The organism is Sphingobacterium arenae, from assembly GCF_014692505.1.
Classification (GTDB): domain Bacteria; phylum Bacteroidota; class Bacteroidia; order Sphingobacteriales; family Sphingobacteriaceae; genus Sphingobacterium; species Sphingobacterium arenae.
Map to the genome: position 1 here is coordinate 120,247 of NZ_JACNYK010000005.1, position 17,263 is coordinate 137,509.

The following is a 17,263-nucleotide window of genomic DNA, read 5'->3' on the forward strand; positions in this document are numbered from 1 at the left end:
TTATATTTAGTTTTTTGGTTTGTTTGTCTTTATAATTATTCTAACCCAATATTATCCGACATGAATGACAATTTTGAAGATACCGACGAGTTTTTTTCTTTTTTGACAGGAAAAGCTTATGCTGCCTTAGGAAGGCGTTTACAAAGAAACTTAAAAGAAGAGGGTATAAATATTACCTCGGAGCAGTGGTCCTTACTTTATTATTTATGGATTGAGGAAGGACGGACTCAACAAGAACTCGCTTGTTTAACTTTCCGAGATAAACCAAGTGTATCCCGTTTAATCAACAACCTGGAAAAGTTAAAGCTGGTGATTCGTGTCACAGACAAAGAAGATAAACGCACAAACCTTATTTTTTTGACAAAACAGGGGCGGCAAATGAAAGAGGTTAGTTTGCGTCAAGCAAAAAAAACTATTGATCAAGCCCTAGAGGGTGTAACACGGGAAGATATGATAAAAGCACGTAACACACTGGATGTTCTGTACAGCAATTTATCGTGATTTAAATCGATATGTCCCTTCAGGTCTTAAATTAGATCTCTTGCGTCTCAAATGCACTATGACTATTGACTAACTTACCTGTATCTCTAAAGTAGATTTCTTGAAAGCTCAGGGTGGTGATACTGTCGACTTTACGGAAAAACTTATCTGCTGACACGTCGTCCATTGTTTTAAATCCGCAAGCTTCCATAATTTCTACTGTGGCGCGTAAGGTGTTGCGGTGAAACTGTGCCACGCGTATATATTTGTCTTCTACATCGAGGGCCTTGTATAAATGAGGACGTTGCGTGGCAACGCCTACAGGGCAAACATCTTCGTTACACTTTAATGCCTGGATACAGCCTAAGGCGAACATCATCCCTCTCGCACTATAACATGCGTCTGCTCCCAAAGCCATGACCTTTAATAAGTCAAAACCGGTCACAATACGCCCAGAAACGATCAGTTTTATATGTTTTTTTAGGCCAAATTTAATAAGGGTCGTCGTGATAAAGGATAAAGCATCGTATAAAGGCATGCCGAGATTGTCTGTGAATTCCAGAGGTGCAGCACCTGTCCCTCCTTCTGAGCCGTCGACAGAAATAAAGTCGGGAAATATCTGCGTGGTTAGCATGGCGTGACAGATATCAATAAACTCCTGTTTATCTCCAATACACAACTTGAAGCCTACGGGCTTGTATCCCGATAACTCTCGCAATTTTTGGATAAAATTTACCATGCCTTCGGGAGAGTTAAATGCACTATGGGCCGGTGGCGACATCACATCTGTTCCCGGAATGACATGCCGGATAGCAGCTACTTCCGGTGTATTTTTTGCCGCGGGTAATATTCCTCCGTGGCCTGGTTTTGCACCTTGCGATAACTTGAGCTCAATCATTTTTACGTAAGGACGTGTTGCCTTTTCTGCAAATAACTCCGCGTTAAACATACCCATTTCATCCCGGCAACCGAAATACCCTGTCCCTACCTGCCAAATCAAATCTGCTCCGTTGATATGATATGGGCTAATTCCACCTTCTCCAGTATTATGGGCAAAGTTTTGTAAAGCGGCACCCTTGTTAAGCGCGGTAATTGCTGTTTTGCTTAGTGCGCCATAACTCATCGCAGAAATATTAAATACACTGAGACTGTAAGGTTGTTTGCAAAAATGATTGCCAACGGTCGTTCGTAAATCATGATTTTCAATATGACAAGGGAAAATAGAATGGGCGACCCATTCATTTCCCACAGCCTGCGGATCGGATTGCATCCCGAAAGCGACAGTTTCTCGTTCATTTTTTGAACGTTGGTATACGATAGAACGCTGTCTGCGGTTAAACGGCCGACCGTCTGTATCGGATTCCCAAAAATATTGACGCATTTCCGGCCGGATACTTTCAAAGAAAAATCTGAAATAACCTAAGATAGGATAATTGCGTAAAATCGCGTGTCGACTTTGATAGCTGTTGTAGAAAGCGAGTATCATCAATGGGAATGGAATAGTAAGTAACCAAAACCAGCGCGGTGTGAACACGACACCAAAAGAGAAGATAATGAGATTGATGACAACTATCGTTAATAGAATAAGTTTTCTAACTGCCATAATTTTGTATGATATGTTTTTATATTGCTAACTACCTAATGGCTAGCAAAGTGCGCGCCATTAATAACTATGATCTCACAGTTGTTTTACAAAATTAGGAAGTTATTAAATGAAAGTGAAAAAAGAAGCAGGTTCAAAGAAGATTTACTAGTTTACTAATATTTCCGCCCTTAGCGCTTGTTTCTAGTGATTTCTTCGGTTAGTTGTTGATATATTTTGAGCCAATGTGGGTTTTTGATGAGAAACTGTAAATGCTTTTTGATAGTTTCTGTGTCTCCACGTTCGGCAGGACCCGTTTGTACGTCTTTTGGCGTTCGTGTTTGCACATTTTGTGCGGTCTCCAAAACAATGGGCTTTAGCAAATCAAAAGATAAATTTTGTTCTTGCAGAATCTGATTCGCTACTTGGAAAAGCACATTGCTGAAATTGTTGACAAATACGGCAGCTATATGTAGCGCTAGGCGTTGTTTACTATCACATAAAAAAGATCTAACGGCAATATGCTGCATTAGCCGAAGAAGTGAATCGGAGATTTCCATATTATTACCCTCTATTCCAAATGGGATGTTCTCCAATGAAGTGGGAATATCCTTACGGAGACTTTGCACGGGGTAAACGACGCCGTATAAAGGGAAGCGTGCTAAAACATTGCTGTTTGTCGCACCAGAGCAATGCACGACAATCCCTGTAATAGGTTCAGCAAGTTGGTCAACTACTTGTTCTATGGCTTTGTCGGCAACAGCAATAAGATAGAAGTCGGCTTTGTCGGTGACGTCTGTGATGGTGTCCACGGCATCGGCATTTAAAAGAGAAGCCAATGCTTCAGCATTGGCTTTATCTCTGCTATACACCTGTAAAATTTGGTGACCAAATGTGTGGAACGCTTTTCCTAAATGGGTAGCGACATTTCCACTGCCTAAAATAACAATAGTCATTACGCAGGATTTTGTTTAGATAGCTTCGCGTCTTTTAGGCGGCGATAGATAGCCATAATGAAACCAATGGTCATTATAATTGTACCGGCCCAGAAGAAATTGATATAAGGGAACTTGATCGCTTTAAAAACAATCCATTTTTTCTCAGGTAGCGGCTTTTGATACAACATAATTTCGAGTTTGTCCTCTTTCGGCAAAATGTTGGTGAAACGGAAACGAAGTCCTTGTTCTTCAATATCCTTATTGAAATCATACGAATGCCCATCCTTAATCAGGAAAATGGGCTCCACAGTGTATTCCTTTTCGTCCACTGCAATGACTTTGATTTTCAATCCAACAATAATGTCATCCGCTCCTTTAGGAATGTTATTTAGCGTCGCCTCCTTATTAATTTCTTCAATGGTATAAAATCCATTTCTATAACGCAGGGTATCGCCAATGCTAACTTGATAGGTTGCCGGTTCGTCATAATCTTCATATCCGCTTTGTTCTTCCGACGGGACGTTTTCAGCTTGCTTTTGCGATTCTGCTGCCGCTGCGGTGATCAGCGTATAAATATCGTGCGTCAAGTAGTGTTTTGTGTCCGGTGTGCCGATAAGACCACCCATTTCTGGATTGTTTTGTGCAAATGGGCTCAAAACAAAAGATTCCTTTACGCTTCCGGTTTCCTCATCGATGCGCTCATATAGAATTTTATAATAAACGTTTGGCGGGGCTACACTATCGCCTACATAAGTGATCCGATAGTCACCCATCTGTTTGGGTTCGCCTTCAGTCAAAAATAGGTTTTCACCCGGATCGGAAAACTTATCGCCTTCCTGACCAAAGTTTTGCACCTGTATATAGCGGCTCTCGTTGATGGAGATAACCTCGTTTGTCGCGGCAGCAATGAGTGCTCCCAGTAGTAGCAGGGCGAAACCGATATGGGCAACTGCAGATCCAGCTAATCGCCATTTACCTTTCAATGCATCACCCAAAACACGCATATTTGCCAGTAAGCAAAATATACAAGCTAGCGTCAGCAACATATACATCACATTGGTGTATGTCTTCGTAAAATAAACAATAAGCGCGCTTAATACGATAGCAAATAGAAATGACGCCAAAGTGGATACCCAGAATTTTTTGTGATCTGTTCTTTTATATTTCAAAAATTGCGTGAACGCCGTGACGAGCATAATGACTACGGCAAAAGCTCCTTGCCATTTATTATAATGTGGAATCGGGTCCACGGGAGGTGCCACCTTGGTGCCAAATAATGCGTTGAATACCGGGATGGAAGTCGTCGCTATCATCTGTATACAAGCGACGGTTAATACTAAACCGCCGATAAACATCCAAAATTCGCGCGAATAAATATCTTCTTCTTGCTTAGAAGAGGGCATTTCTTTTCTACGCCATATCAACATAACGACCATCAGTATAAGATAGGCCAAGTTGAAGACGATAAGTTGCCCCGACATCCCTAAACTTGTGAAAGAGTGAACCGAGGTTTCCCCCAGTATACCACTTCTGGTAAGGTAAGAAGCATAAATGACAAGTACAAAACTTATCATTGTCAGGAGCGTCGCGGTAAAAAAACCATGTCCAGAATTACGGTATGCGAGTATGACATGCACCGCCGCAATGAGCGTTAGCCAAGGGATGATCGATACATTTTCCACCGGATCCCATGCCCAGAATCCGCCAAAATTTAGTGCTTCATATGCCCAAAATGATCCCATAATAATACCCGCACCCAAAATCATGACAGCAAAAAGTGCCCACGGTAACCCCGGTTTCATCCATTCTTTATAGCGTTTGAGCCAAAGCCCCGATGCAGCATATGCAAAGGGAACAATCATAGATGCAAAACCTAAAAATAGAGTAGGGGGGTGGATAACCATCCAGTAGTTTTGTAATAACGGATTTAATCCGTTCCCATCAGCGATCATATTCAAATAATCAGGACGACTAAAAATAGGAGCTTGGAGTGCGTCCCGTAGCAGAATAAAGGGCGAACTACCAATGCGCGAACCAAATATCTCCACGCCGATTAACATAGAACCCAAAAATACCTGACACAGCATAACGAATGTCATAACCGGTGCTTCCCAAGTCTTAGCCTTAAACACGAGGACAATGCCTAACACCACCTGCCAGAACATCCAAAGCCAGAAACTTCCTTCCTGTCCTTCCCAAAAGGAAGAAATGATATAGTGCGTTGGTAGCGATTTCGAGGAATGGGCCCAAACATAGTGGTATTCAAAATAATGATTGTAGATGAGATAGAACAGAATGGTTCCAATAGCAACGACGGAGATCAAGTTTGTCCAAAAGCCAATTCGGGCGAGTGTTTTCCAAGACTTAACTTCGGGTTCACGTGTGGCGAAGAAGTAGCTGATAAGAGAAAAAAGGGCTGCACCAAAGGAAAGAATCACAAAAAATTGACCAATTTTCCCGGGTAAAAGATGTTCTCCAACGTAATTAACGTCCATTATTCAAAATAAAATTATCTAACGATATCCACCTTGTTGGCGGTTTTGTTTAAAAGGCCTAACGAAATAACGACTGCCACTATTCCCTACCTAAAAATGCCGTTACAGGCGCTACACTTGTTTCGATGACTTCCACCTCATCTTCGTTATATTTAGAAGGGCATTTCATTAATATCTTACTCGCGTGGAATACATCGCCCTCCATTTTACCCGTCAGTACAATTTGTTCAGATCGTTCGATATCTTGAGGCTTCGATCCTCGGAACACCACTTCGCATTCCGTACTATCATTATCGTACATATAGAAAGAAAAATGATTAGCATCTTTAATCGGGTCATAATACAAATCTTTCTCTTTGTTGAGCACGCCGACCACATAAAGCTCTGTTTCTTTCTGTTTGGCTTCCGTAAACGTAGAATATGTGCTAGAGTCCGTATAAATAACGACAATCATCGCAATCGCCACAGCGATGATAACAATTAAGATAATTGAACTTTTTTTCATCTAATTATATTTTAAATGGCAATGAGAACTTAACGTGAATATTATATTTCCGTATTCCAATATTATTTATGTCTCTGTTTCCCATTGCACTATCTCTATATGAGAGATCTCTGTTGTAAGATACTAACGCAAATGAATATAACCTAGATATTCCATGTGTCCTTTAAAAGACAAATTATATATATAGGAAATACAAAATTACAAAATGCTTTTACAAGATAGGAATTTGCAAAATTTTGCACACTATTTAGAATTATTCTATATAGATATCCCGCTTTTTGTGTTATTTTTGTGGAAAAATACCTTAATATGCAATTTGTAGTAACGGGTGATGGGTCGTTCACCTTGTACCATCCTGAAGTTGGTGAGCATTATCATTCTAAACATGGCGCGGTACAAGAAAGTCAACACGTCTTTCTCCATTCAGGATTGGATTTTTTCATACAAAGAGAGAAAAGTACCGAAGTGGCCGTGTTGGAGGTAGGGTTTGGTACCGGATTGAATTTTTTGTTGACAGCCGACCATGTGGATAACCTGAATCTAAATTTGAGATATGTCGGTATTGAGGCATACCCCTTGGAAGAAGGTGTGATCATTAAAACTGGATATGACAATTTTGTAAAGCCGGTAATTTGGACGAATTTCAAACGTAGTTATGAAACAGCACAAAGACAAGAAGTAGCTTTTACAGACACTGTCAACCTATTTATTGCACATCAAAAAGCATCAGACTTCTACGACACACAAAAATTCGATGTGATCTATTTTGATGCTTTTGCTGCCGTACACCAACCGGAGATGTGGACAACCGAAATATTAGAACATCTCTGTTCTTTTTTACGGGTGGGGGGTGTTTTTGTAACCTATGCTATTACGGGGAATTTAAAGCGGACAATGAAAGCTTTGGGTTTTGCTATTGAAAAGGCACCGGGAGCTCCCGGTAAAAGGGAAATGCTGCGAGCCGTTAAAATGGTGTGATAAAGAGACTATGTGCCAATCCTTTTTTGGATGTACACATAGTCTTTATCTAATTAATGATCTGATTGACCGTCGATGCCATGTGCATGACCATGTGCCAATTCCTCTTCAGTAGCAGGGCGCACGGCTAAAATTTCCACATCAAAATTCAATGTTTTACCAGCCATGGGGTGGTTTAAATCAGCTACAACGGCTTCTGGAGTAACATCGACAACCACAGCACGGAATTGGTTGCCCTCATTATCTTGTAAAGGTAAGACTTCACCAACCGGAGGAAGTCCTGTTTCTTTAAACATATCAGCAGGCAACTGCGCAACGGCACGGTCATCTTTTTCTCCATAAGCATCGTTTGGCTCTAAAATAAAAGAAGTCTTATCGCCGATATTCAACCCCGCGATATTTTCTTCAAATTTGGGTAGCATCATACCTACACCATATAGAAAGGTCAATGGATTCTCTGTTGTGGTCTCTTCTACAAATGCTTTTTCTCCATCTGCTTCTAGAGTTTGAAGCTTGTAATTCAATGCAACGACATTGTTGTTTTCTATTGCCATTTTATTTAATTTATTTGGGACGAATCCCGGTTACCATGTATTAATGCAAGCAGTTCTACCACAGAATTTTGAGGTAAACTACACGCACGATTCTTACAAAGGTAGGATTTTGATTCCATTCCCCCTTTATCTTTTAACAACGATAAATTACTTTTTGTTCCACCCAGTGTTATTTTATTGGGGATATAATGTTTGTCGAGTTGTTTCCGCCAAGCTACTGCGTCCTTGCCGGTTAGTGCTATCGTATTATTCCCATGCACATGTTCCAATAGTTGGATAGCCCAATTGGAATAGGCTGATCCATATTGTTTGATATGCGGAAAGACATTGGCAAATACTTGGTCGGCTACATCTATGTAACCTTGCTTGTCCAGTAACTCGCCTAGTCGATAGAGCACGCGTACGATGACAGATGACGACGCTGGAATAACATTATCCATAATTTCACTTTTGCGGGCAATTAGCTTTTCGGCGTCTTGAGCGGTATAGAAAAATGCTTTTTCTTTGTTGTCATAAAACGTTTCTATAGCCTTCTCAGCTAAACTATGGGCATCGTGCAACCAATGTTCCTCAAACGTGGCCTCATATAATGCGATAAAACCTTCTATTGTAAATGCGTAATCATCTAAAAAGCCATAAATCTGTCGGTTATGGTCGGCGGGTTGGTGAAGTAAATTAGTATCCCAAAAACAATACTGTTTGATGAAATTTGCCGTTTGGATAGCCCTATCAAGATACAACTGTTTATCGAATACCCGGTATGCATCCACTAATCCTTTTAAAAAGAGTGCATTCCACGAGGTGAGTTGCTTATTGTCGAGGCTTGGTCTTATTCGTTTTTCGCGATAAACGCGTAGCTTTTCTTTTATTTCCCGGAGATAGTTTTCCCACTCATCGAGGAGAAAACCACTTTCTAAAGCCACATTGTCTCCATCAATAGCACAATATAGTACATTCGTACCTTCTTCGCTCCAATTTCCAACCTTCGTTACGTGAAAATAATCGATAAAAAGAGAAGCGTCTTCATTCAGTATGTTTTCTAGTTCTTCCTGATGGAACGTATAGAATTTCCCTTCTATGCCTTCACTGTCTGCGTCCAATGCTGAATAAAAACCACCATTTTTCGCAAGCATTTCCCGTAACGCCCAGTCGACAGTTTCTTCAACAACTCTTTCATATAACCGAATAGGGCGTTGCTGATAAGCTTCACTGAATAAAGAAATAAGCTGTCCGTTATCATAAAGCATTTTCTCAAAATGCGGAATATGCCATCGACCGTCTACGGCGTAGCGGGCAAACCCTCCACCTATTTGATCGTAGATACCTCCGTTTGCTATTTTTTGTAAGGTAAAGTGTACATGTTCTAATACCGATTGATCCTTAGCGAGAAATGCGTAGCGCAGAAAAAATAGCCAATTATTCGGTAAGGGAAATTTTGGTTCTCTACTATAGCCACCGTTTATTGTGTCAAATTGTGCTTTCCATGGGGTTACGATATGATGTAAGTCACGCTCTGTATAGGCTTCCGGGATAGGAGCTATAGGCAATCTTTCTGCTTGATGGATGCCTTTTGATAGACGTTCAGCATAGTCGAGAGCGATCTCCGGGGTCTCTTCCCACATCTTCGCTATCTGTAATAATACTTGTTGCCAATCATGAGACTTAAAATAAGTGCCACCGTATATAGGACGTCCGTCGGGAAGGCAGATACAATTCAACGGCCAGCCTCCAGCATTCGTCATTAATTGTACGGCGATCATATAGATTTGGTCAATGTCTGGACGTTCCTCACGATCAATTTTAATAGACACATACAGGGTATTCATCGTCTGCGCAATAGCGTCGTTTTCGAAACTTTCACGCTCCATGACGTGACACCAATGGCAAGCCGAGTAACCGATGCTCACAATAATGAGTTTGTTCTCATCCTTCGCCTTTTGTAATGCCTCTTCACCCCATGGCATCCAATTGACAGGGTTGTGGGCATGTTGTTTTAAATACGGTGAGCTTTCATTTTGAAGTTGATTTGCCATATCTTATACATATTCCGTCTTACAGCGAACGGACACTATTTGTCCTTTCAATAGTCGGTGATGATCTGTTTTAAGGTAGCGGTATTTGCCGATAACATCGAATAATCTATTCCTCGCTCCAATTCCAAATGAGCGGTATGGGCCGTTTTAAGATCGACGAAACGATCGGTGGTATATGCAACAAGATCAGAAATGCCGGGATTGTGACCGAACAGTAAAACGTGATTATACGATGCTGGTACGTCGTTTAAGCACTTCATCAAAAAAAGATAATGTGCTTCATAAACTTTTGGTGTCCACAAAATGAGATCTTCGGAGTAACCTAAAATGTCACAAAAAATTTTTGCTGTTTGTTTCGCGCGATTAGCTGGAGAGGAGATAACCAGTGTCTTGTCATCCACTGTAGGCAGTAGCGTTTTTAGTTTCTCCGCAATAAGTGTGGCACGATTAACACCCTTGGGGAGCAAATCCCTATCGAAGTCGTCCTTTTCAAAAGTAGGGAGCTCAGCCTTTGCATGTCGAATGATATAGAGCGATTTGGTTTCCATATTTACCTTTCCTCATTTTGTTAAATGCTTTTTTACGTAATCGTAACTTCTCTTTATACTTTCGAATTTATTGGGCAAATAAATGTCATCTTGTTCTACGAATGCATACTTTAACCCCGACTTATTCGCATATTCCGCAATTCGGGTGAAATCTATTGCTCCGGTTCCGACTTCGGTATATTTTATTTCCTTCATAATGTCCTCAAAGTCTACATCGTCATAGTCTTCTCCCACAACTGGATTTGTATGCCGTTTGTCCATATCTTTTATATGCCACATCGGAAATCGTCCCGGATATTTATCGAAATAAGATTGCGGGCTAAGACCGGCTTTTTCGATCCAAAAAAGATCGAGCTCAAAATCTACGAGGTCAGGTTCCGTAAAAGCAATAAGAATATCCAATCCTCGTGTGCCATTTCCAAAACGTCTAAATTCCCAGAAATGGTTATGATACCCCACTTTAATACCCGCTTTTTTTGCCATCTCACCAAACTTATTTAACTGTTCTGCGGCATATTGGTAATCTTCGGTTTTTAAATTGTTCAAATCGTCCATGGGCGTAACAGGGGCAACGATATAGGATTGACCTAGATGATGCGCAATCTCAATGTATTTTTCAATGTTTTCGTGTTCCGTTAAGCTTCTGTTCAGGTATTTCGATAGATCATAGTGTCCGCTATGTGTTTTCAAATTATGGTCGTCCAATATTTTTTTTAGTTCTGCAATTGGAAGTTTCCAATACGTACCCGTGACAACATCAACACCAAATGTTTCAACATGTTTGTATCCTATTTTAGCTACTGTACTTATTGTTTCCAAAGGATCTTCAGTCAATAAATCCCGGATGGAATACAATTGAAGACCTAAATTATGAAAAGGACCATTTCCCGATTTGTCGTCTTGACATGAGAATAAGTATGGACTAAGAAAAGCACTGGATATTCCTAAACCAGCCTGCTTTAAAAATCGTCTTCTATTTTGCATACTTTGAAATTTCTTTAAAAAAGCGGTAATCCGAGATGAAAGATATGAAAAAAAGGATTCTACTTTTTATAGAATCCTTTTTTTATTTTCTGTCTTCTCGTTTTTTTGAAGTTCTAAACTAGGAAGAAAAGAATAATGACTAGACTGTCATAACATCTTTTTCTTTCAATTCGGCGAGTTGATCAACTTTCGCAATGAAAGAATCTGTTAGTTTCTGCACTTCACCCTCACCCACTTTGATCTCATCTTCTGAGATACCTTCACCTTTTAATTTCTTAATGGACTCATTTGCATCTTTGCGAATATTCCGAATAGCAACACGACCTTTCTCAGCTTCTTCTTTTACTTTTTTTACTAAGTCGCGGCGGCGTTCTTCTGTCAACGGAGGTACTGCTAAACGAATGATAGCACCGTCATTTTGCGGATTTAATCCGATGTTTGAATCGACAATAGCTTTTTCGATTGTATTGATTAAATTTTTCTCCCATGGTTGGATAACGATCGTTCTAGCATCGGTCGTATTGATATTACTAACCTGGGAAAGTGGGGTCATGGTGCCATAATAGTCGATGGCGATTCCATCAAGCATGGTAGGAGAGGCTTTGCCTGCTCTGATTTTTGTCAGTTCAGATTCTGTATGAGTCACGGCCTTACCCATGTTCTCTTTGCAGTCATCTAATTCTAAGGATATCAGTTCATTCATATCTTTATAAGTTTCTTTTGTAACAAATTAACTAACAACTGTCCCGATATGGTCACCGTTGGCTAACTTCTTCAGGTTTCCTGGCTTGTTCATGTCAAACACAATAATTGGAAGGTTATTTTCCTGGCACAAAGTAAATGCTGTCATATCCATTACATTTAGTCCTTTTTCATAAACTTCATGGAAAGAAATCTTGTCATAACGTTGCGCTGACGGGTCTTTTTCGGGGTCAGCTGTATAGATACCATCTACGCGGGTGCCTTTAAGTACAGCATCAGCATTAATTTCGATGGCACGTAAAGAAGCGGCCGTATCTGTTGTAAAATACGGATTTCCTGTACCTGCACCAAAAATAACAATTCTTCCTTTTTCGAGATGCCGCACCGCCCGTCTACGAATAAATGGCTCACATATCTGCTCCATTTTAATTGCGGTCAGCAAACGAGTCTTTAAGCCAACTTTTTCCAATGCATCCTGTAGAGCCATACTGTTAATGACGGTTGCTAACATGCCCATATAATCAGCTTGCACCCGGTCCATCCCAGCTTTTTCTGCACTTAAACCACGGTAGATATTGCCTCCACCGATAACGATGGCAATCTCTAAACCTTGGCTGTGAATCTCTTTAATGTCGTTTGCATATTGCATCACCCTATTGATGTCGATGCCGTAACTTTGTTCGCCCATTAAGGCTTCTCCGCTGAGTTTGAGTAGGATACGTTTATATTTCATGATCGTTTTTTGGAATATTTCCAAAAGCCAAAGATAAAACTTTTTTCCAAGCCACCCATGATTATATTACCCTTTTTATCATTATCGCGATTTTCCTTCAATTACCTCTCTATAATAGGATTCATAAAGAGGGAGAATCTTGCTTAAATCAAATTCTTTTGCTCGTGCAAATGCCGCATCCTTGAATACCCGTAGCCGCTCACAATCTTCCAGGATATGAATGGAATGTTTTGCCATATCATCGATGTCCCCGATATTGCTAAGGAATCCGCTCACACCGTTCAGGTTCAGCTCAGGCAGACCATCGGCGTTAGAGGAAACAACAGGCACGTGGCATGCCATGGCTTCTAAAGCGGCTAATCCAAAGCTTTCGGAAGAGGAGGGCATCAAGAATAAATCTGAAACCGACAAGATTTCCTCAATAGCTTCCTGTTTCCCTAAAAAACGTACATTTTGGCTTACTTCCAATTGACGAGCTAGCTCCTCTGTATTTCGTCGTTCAGGTCCATCACCAACCATCAAAAGCTTGCTTGGAATAACATCATTTATTTTCTGAAAAATGCGGACGACATCTTGCGTGTTTTTAACCTTTCGGAAATTGGATGTATGGATAACAATACGTTCATTCTCTGGAGCTATAGCCCTTTTGAAATGTTCCCTGTTTTTATTGTGAAAGCGAGAGAAGTCTATAAAATTGGGAATCACACGTATATCGCGGGTAATCTCAAAAGATTCTAATGTTTGTTCTCGTAAATTTTCCGAGACGGCCGTGACACCGTCAGAATGGTTTATCGAAAACGTTACTACCGGATTGAAGCTTTTATCCTTTCCGACCAACGTAATATCTGTTCCGTGTAGGGTTGTTACAACGGGAATATGGATGCCGTAGGATGCTGCTAATATCTGTTTTGCCAAATAGGCAACAGATGCATGCGGAATTGCATAATGTACGTGTAGTAAATCCAGCTTTTCGAATCGGACGACATCGACCAATTTACTTGCTAAAGCAGATTCGTAGGGAGAAAAGTCAAATAATGGGTATTGCGCAACGGCAACTTCGTGATAATAAAGATTCTCTGAAAAAAAATCTAGTCTAGCGGGTTGAGAGTATGTGATGAAGTGGATTTCATGTCCGCTGGAAGCAAGCGCTTTGCCGAGTTCTGTTGCAACTACACCACTCCCTCCAAAAGTAGGATAACATACGATGCCTATTTTCATCTGTATATAATTATTGTTATGCGAATAAATCTCGTCGTGTAAATAAGTTTCATCACACGGCGGTTGTATTTAACTGTATGTAAAAGATACGGGGCAAAGATAAGGATGGTTTTATAATTGCTTTGCAATAATTATACAAAATAGAAAGTTATGCTGTTTTAATGATGTTTAGATAAAGAAAAACGAGCCAGTTTGAGTAGAACGGGCCCGTTTTTCTTAACATTTTAAATTATGTGAACTCGGCTAACAACGAAATAAAAGTATCTAACCGTGTCGTTAAAAATGATGTTGAATGGTTTGTTTTTTTCCATCTATTGAAATGGAGAGATGGATATTTCCGGTCTCCGGTGTATTTCCAGCTTCTTCTTGGAAAACTATTCTTGGTGCAGTTTCTCCTTGATAAGGATAAAGCACCGTAGCAAAGTGAACACTTTTCTGATCGGTTTTATTTTGTTCAAATACAAAAGCAGGACGTTCTACCTCAGTCCGGTAGAAGTAAGAAACTTTTCCCTCTTCTTCTGCTAATTGTGCTTGGTCTTGGTTAAAGTTGCGAATGAATAGGTTATTACCATCTTTAAACCTTGTGGTAACACTATTTTCTTGGTTATTGTATACCGGGTTACTATTCTCAACCAATTGGAAGTGAATACCGACCTTACCGACATCTTTTCCTTCGGCTTTATCTAAGATGATAAAATATTGTTGATCAATAAATAAGACCGTCCGGATATGATTCAATCCTGTATAACTTGGATTTTTATAGACCAGAACATCTAGTTTGTCAGAAGTATGCCAGTTAATGAGCTGCGCATCGTTGATTTCTATGTCTTCATTATTTAAAGTCAACGTCTTGTGGATTTTTGTCTGACGGTACCAATTCCGTAGCTTTAGGATTTCTTCGTCGCCACCATAAACAAATACGCCCGCATCAGGCATAAAGTTTCTACCCTTCACCCATAACTCAAATGTTCCGTTATCCGGTTGACTATGCCAGAAAGCCGGTGGGCTTGCTTTGAGTACCATAGTCGTGGCGTTATCTTTCCAGCTGTTTCGAAAGGTATAAAATCCACCATCTTTCAACCCGTGAGAAAGAAAGGGAAGTATTTCTCCTTTTTTACCGTCTGTAGCATAATAGGTTATTGTTTTGTTTTCTGGAAATACCTGCTGCCAATCCTGAAAGTTTCTAATAGAGACCTTCTTGTCGGCTACCCACGCGTCTCCAAACATTGGAAATGAATAGTCTGGAAAAGAAAAGTTTACTTGTGCCATGATCATTTTTTCTATAATATCTTTATAAGATGGCGGAAACTCATGGTCAATATTAGCCAATTGTGCCATTCGTAGTGCTTTCAAAAAGATATTAATGGCAGCGGTGTGGTAGTTGGGAGATAATTCAAACTGCATACCATCTGGATAGATCTGCTTTTTTATCTCTGTATTTAAGATTTCGATTCCGCTTTTACGCCAAGTAGGTGCATTTTTTAATTCCGGGAAAAACGCACCTGCATAAATCATACGTTGTGCTTCGAAAAGTAAATGGTTACCCTTTTCCGAGTAATTTTCTAATATATGGTTTGCATGCTTATTATAGTTGTTTAAAAACACCATCAGAAATTCGGGCGTGAAATGAGGCGAAGTCAAGAACATATTAAATAAGCCTGTCTGTTCTTGAATACGATGTGATACCTCCAATGGACGCCAAGCAAACCGGTCATTCTCTTTGGAAAGTCCTTTAGGGTTTTTCTTCACCCAGTCCACATATTGTGCGATCCATTCTTTAGCATATTTTTCATCTCCACTTGACCAATAAGCTAAACCCATTGGGGTCCACCAATAATGACGATGGAGTTGCCATCTTACTTCGTTGTCCTTAACAGGCCAGTATTCCCAGTTGATGTCTTTTCCATAGTCAAAGTAACCATAACCTTTATGAACATAAAAGTGATGATCTAGCCCTTTGTCGGCCTTTTCTTGATTATCTTTGGATAATTTCTTGCCCAAAAACCGACCTTTATCCGCAAGATTGTAATCTGGATGTTTAATGTCTGTACGCTTTTTATAATAATTCAACAGCGTTTTGGAAGCCTCCTGGTATTTTTGTTTGGAAACCAGTTGTTTAACTTTTTCTAATCCCGGGTGATCCAGATTAAGAATGGCAAAATCATCCTTAGAAATACTGGATTTCTTTTGCCCGATAACGGACAGTGGGAAAAGTAGGATAAACAGATATAGAAATTTCAATTTCATGGGGTTCTAATTTAAGGTTTTTAAATCTATATTTTTAGCTTTCGCATACCGTACAAGAGCTTCTAAATAATAATAGTCGGCATAGTTTAAAGGTGTATCTATTTCTGAATTATATAAAAATGCCCCTACACTATGTTTTAGGATAAAGTATCCATTGGTATCTTCTCCTGCCAAATATTCCGGAGAGGACAATGATTGTAAAATATCTTCTGCATATTCGAAGTAGGCATTATTCTCCGTAAACTGTGCTAGATCTATTAATCCTGCTGCGATAACGGAAGCTGCAGAGGCATCTTTTGGCGCTCTTTCTCCACCGTTATGAATATCATAATCCCAATAAGGTATTTTGTCTTCGTCCACGTTAGGGTGTTCCATAATGTATTTGGCAATATCGATGGCATGTTTTAAAAAGACGGGATTATTTGTTTCCTTGTATGCCATCGTGTAACCATATAATCCCCAAGCTTGCCCTCTTGCCCAAGCCGACTCATGCGTTAGTCCTTGATGGGTTTCTTTTTGAATAGCTCGTCCAGAAAGTGTATCATAACTAATAACATGATATGAACTGTTGTCGGGCCTGTAGTGATTTTTTAACGTAGTGAGCGAATGCTGCACCGAAGCATCCGCATATTCCGGTTTATTAAATGTTTTACTTGCCCAAAAGAGAAAATCAAGGTTCATCATATTATCTATAATAACAGGGAATTCCCAATGGCCGAAATCCCAAGAGCGGATTGCGCCAACTGTTTTGTTATAACGTTTGTAGAGATTATCAGAACCTTTCTTCAGCGTAGGCAAAAACGCCTTGTCCCTAGTGATTCTATATCCGTTTCCGAATGAACAGTAGATCATAAATCCTAAATCGTGCGTATGGGTGAAATCTTGTAAAGAATCCATAGCCAAGGTAAATTTCCGTGCACTACTGGCTAAAGCCTTATCACCAGATATCTCGTATCCATACCATAGGGAGCCGGGAAAGAAACCAGAAGTCCAGTCTTCTTGGTGTGCCAACCGTACAGAACCATCATGATTAATAGACCGAGGAGAGAATCCAGGGATATACGTGTCAGCAGCTTTTTTTAATTGATGTACAGCACGATGTTTCGCATCTTTAAGCCAATTCAAATCGTCTTGTGCCTGTGCTTGATTCCCTATAAATGATAAGGCAATACAACTCATTAGGAGGCTAGCAATTTTTTTCATCTGTATAATTTTGTTTTTTTTAATGTTGATGAAGCTATCAGATTTATTCATCCCACGATGTGA

At 40.0% G+C, this 17,263-nt stretch carries 15 protein-coding genes; 2 read left to right on the forward strand and 13 right to left on the reverse strand.

Annotated features, from left to right (window positions below; translation table 11 throughout):
* The first annotated feature begins 60 nt into the window (after positions 1-60).
* A complete protein-coding gene (locus tag H8B17_RS16305; RefSeq protein WP_190310293.1) occupies positions 61-501 on the forward strand; it encodes a MarR family winged helix-turn-helix transcriptional regulator in 441 nt (146 codons plus the stop codon).
* A 31-nt stretch (positions 502-532) separates the two neighbouring features.
* Here H8B17_RS16305 and H8B17_RS16310 read toward each other — a convergent pair whose 3' ends face one another.
* From H8B17_RS16310 to H8B17_RS16325, 4 genes are all read right to left on the reverse strand, one after another.
* Positions 533-2,083, reverse strand: a complete 1,551-nt coding sequence (locus H8B17_RS16310) for an FMN-binding glutamate synthase family protein (RefSeq protein ID WP_190310294.1) — start codon at positions 2,081-2,083, stop codon at positions 533-535.
* A gap of 170 nt (positions 2,084-2,253) precedes the next feature.
* Entirely contained in the window at positions 2,254-3,018 is a 765-nt protein-coding gene (locus tag H8B17_RS16315; protein WP_190310295.1) for a Rossmann-like and DUF2520 domain-containing protein, read from the reverse strand.
* Positions 3,018-5,495, reverse strand: a complete 2,478-nt coding sequence (gene ccsA, locus H8B17_RS16320; protein WP_190310296.1) for a cytochrome c biogenesis protein CcsA — start codon at positions 5,493-5,495, stop codon at positions 3,018-3,020. The genes H8B17_RS16315 and ccsA overlap by 1 nt, the downstream gene beginning before the upstream one ends.
* A 79-nt stretch (positions 5,496-5,574) precedes the next feature.
* Positions 5,575-6,000 carry a cytochrome c maturation protein CcmE domain-containing protein gene (locus H8B17_RS16325; RefSeq protein ID WP_190310297.1) on the reverse strand — a complete coding sequence of 142 codons (426 nt, stop codon included), beginning with the start codon at positions 5,998-6,000 and terminating at the stop codon, positions 5,575-5,577.
* A 309-nt stretch (positions 6,001-6,309) separates the two neighbouring features.
* Between H8B17_RS16325 and mnmD the strand changes: the two genes are divergently transcribed.
* Positions 6,310-6,978 (forward strand): tRNA (5-methylaminomethyl-2-thiouridine)(34)-methyltransferase MnmD, encoded by a 669-nt coding sequence (mnmD, locus tag H8B17_RS16330; protein WP_190310298.1) that lies wholly within the window; start codon positions 6,310-6,312, stop codon positions 6,976-6,978.
* 53 nt (positions 6,979-7,031) lie between these two features.
* On the opposite strand, the gene H8B17_RS16335 is transcribed toward mnmD, so the two are convergent.
* The 9 genes from H8B17_RS16335 to H8B17_RS16375 all read right to left on the reverse strand — a co-directional run bounded on the left by H8B17_RS16335 (position 7,032) and on the right by H8B17_RS16375 (position 17,200).
* Entirely contained in the window at positions 7,032-7,532 is a 501-nt protein-coding gene (locus tag H8B17_RS16335) for an FKBP-type peptidyl-prolyl cis-trans isomerase (RefSeq protein WP_190310299.1), read from the reverse strand.
* Between the two features lie 5 nt (positions 7,533-7,537).
* Complete coding sequence (locus H8B17_RS16340) at positions 7,538-9,565, reverse strand: thioredoxin domain-containing protein (protein WP_190310300.1); 2,028 nt, start codon at positions 9,563-9,565, stop codon at positions 7,538-7,540.
* Positions 9,566-9,612: 47 nt separating this feature from the next.
* A complete protein-coding gene (locus tag H8B17_RS16345; protein ID WP_190310301.1) occupies positions 9,613-10,113 on the reverse strand; it encodes a SixA phosphatase family protein in 501 nt (166 codons plus the stop codon).
* Positions 10,114-10,125: 12 nt separating this feature from the next.
* A complete protein-coding gene (locus H8B17_RS16350) occupies positions 10,126-11,097 on the reverse strand; it encodes a sugar phosphate isomerase/epimerase family protein (RefSeq protein WP_190310302.1) in 972 nt (323 codons plus the stop codon).
* A 139-nt stretch (positions 11,098-11,236) separates the two neighbouring features.
* Entirely contained in the window at positions 11,237-11,800 is a 564-nt protein-coding gene (gene frr / locus H8B17_RS16355; RefSeq protein ID WP_190310303.1) for a ribosome recycling factor, read from the reverse strand.
* A 27-nt stretch (positions 11,801-11,827) separates the two neighbouring features.
* Positions 11,828-12,532 (reverse strand): UMP kinase, encoded by a 705-nt coding sequence (pyrH, locus tag H8B17_RS16360; RefSeq protein WP_190310304.1) that lies wholly within the window; start codon positions 12,530-12,532, stop codon positions 11,828-11,830.
* Positions 12,533-12,613: 81 nt separating this feature from the next.
* Positions 12,614-13,750: an N-acetyl-alpha-D-glucosaminyl L-malate synthase BshA gene (bshA, locus tag H8B17_RS16365; protein WP_190310305.1), complete on the reverse strand. Its 1,137-nt coding sequence runs from the start codon at positions 13,748-13,750 to the stop codon at positions 12,614-12,616.
* A gap of 276 nt (positions 13,751-14,026) precedes the next feature.
* On the reverse strand, positions 14,027-15,997 hold the full coding sequence (hepC, locus tag H8B17_RS16370) for a heparin-sulfate lyase HepC (protein WP_190310306.1): 1,971 nt from the start codon (positions 15,995-15,997) through the stop codon (positions 14,027-14,029).
* Between the two features lie 6 nt (positions 15,998-16,003).
* On the reverse strand, positions 16,004-17,200 hold the full coding sequence (locus H8B17_RS16375) for a glycoside hydrolase family 88 protein (protein WP_190310307.1): 1,197 nt from the start codon (positions 17,198-17,200) through the stop codon (positions 16,004-16,006).
* Positions 17,201-17,263: the final 63 nt, after the last annotated feature.

Excerpts from the sequence above, each read along its gene's own strand:
- H8B17_RS16305 (WP_190310293.1), top strand. The coding sequence starts at position 61 with ATGAATGACAATTTTGAAGATACCGACGAGTTTTTTTCTTTTTTGACA.
- H8B17_RS16310 (WP_190310294.1), bottom strand. The coding sequence starts at position 2,083 with ATGGCAGTTAGAAAACTTATTCTATTAACGATAGTTGTCATCAATCTC.
- H8B17_RS16315 (WP_190310295.1), bottom strand. The coding sequence starts at position 3,018 with ATGACTATTGTTATTTTAGGCAGTGGAAATGTCGCTACCCATTTAGGA.
- ccsA (WP_190310296.1), bottom strand. The coding sequence starts at position 5,495 with ATGGACGTTAATTACGTTGGAGAACATCTTTTACCCGGGAAAATTGGT.
- H8B17_RS16325 (WP_190310297.1), bottom strand. The coding sequence starts at position 6,000 with ATGAAAAAAAGTTCAATTATCTTAATTGTTATCATCGCTGTGGCGATT.
- mnmD (WP_190310298.1), top strand. The coding sequence starts at position 6,310 with ATGCAATTTGTAGTAACGGGTGATGGGTCGTTCACCTTGTACCATCCT.
- H8B17_RS16335 (WP_190310299.1), bottom strand. The coding sequence starts at position 7,532 with ATGGCAATAGAAAACAACAATGTCGTTGCATTGAATTACAAGCTTCAA.
- H8B17_RS16340 (WP_190310300.1), bottom strand. The coding sequence starts at position 9,565 with ATGGCAAATCAACTTCAAAATGAAAGCTCACCGTATTTAAAACAACAT.
- H8B17_RS16345 (WP_190310301.1), bottom strand. The coding sequence starts at position 10,113 with ATGGAAACCAAATCGCTCTATATCATTCGACATGCAAAGGCTGAGCTC.
- H8B17_RS16350 (WP_190310302.1), bottom strand. The coding sequence starts at position 11,097 with ATGCAAAATAGAAGACGATTTTTAAAGCAGGCTGGTTTAGGAATATCC.
- frr (WP_190310303.1), bottom strand. The coding sequence starts at position 11,800 with ATGAATGAACTGATATCCTTAGAATTAGATGACTGCAAAGAGAACATG.
- pyrH (WP_190310304.1), bottom strand. The coding sequence starts at position 12,532 with ATGAAATATAAACGTATCCTACTCAAACTCAGCGGAGAAGCCTTAATG.
- bshA (WP_190310305.1), bottom strand. The coding sequence starts at position 13,750 with ATGAAAATAGGCATCGTATGTTATCCTACTTTTGGAGGGAGTGGTGTA.
- hepC (WP_190310306.1), bottom strand. The coding sequence starts at position 15,997 with ATGAAATTGAAATTTCTATATCTGTTTATCCTACTTTTCCCACTGTCC.
- H8B17_RS16375 (WP_190310307.1), bottom strand. The coding sequence starts at position 17,200 with ATGAAAAAAATTGCTAGCCTCCTAATGAGTTGTATTGCCTTATCATTT.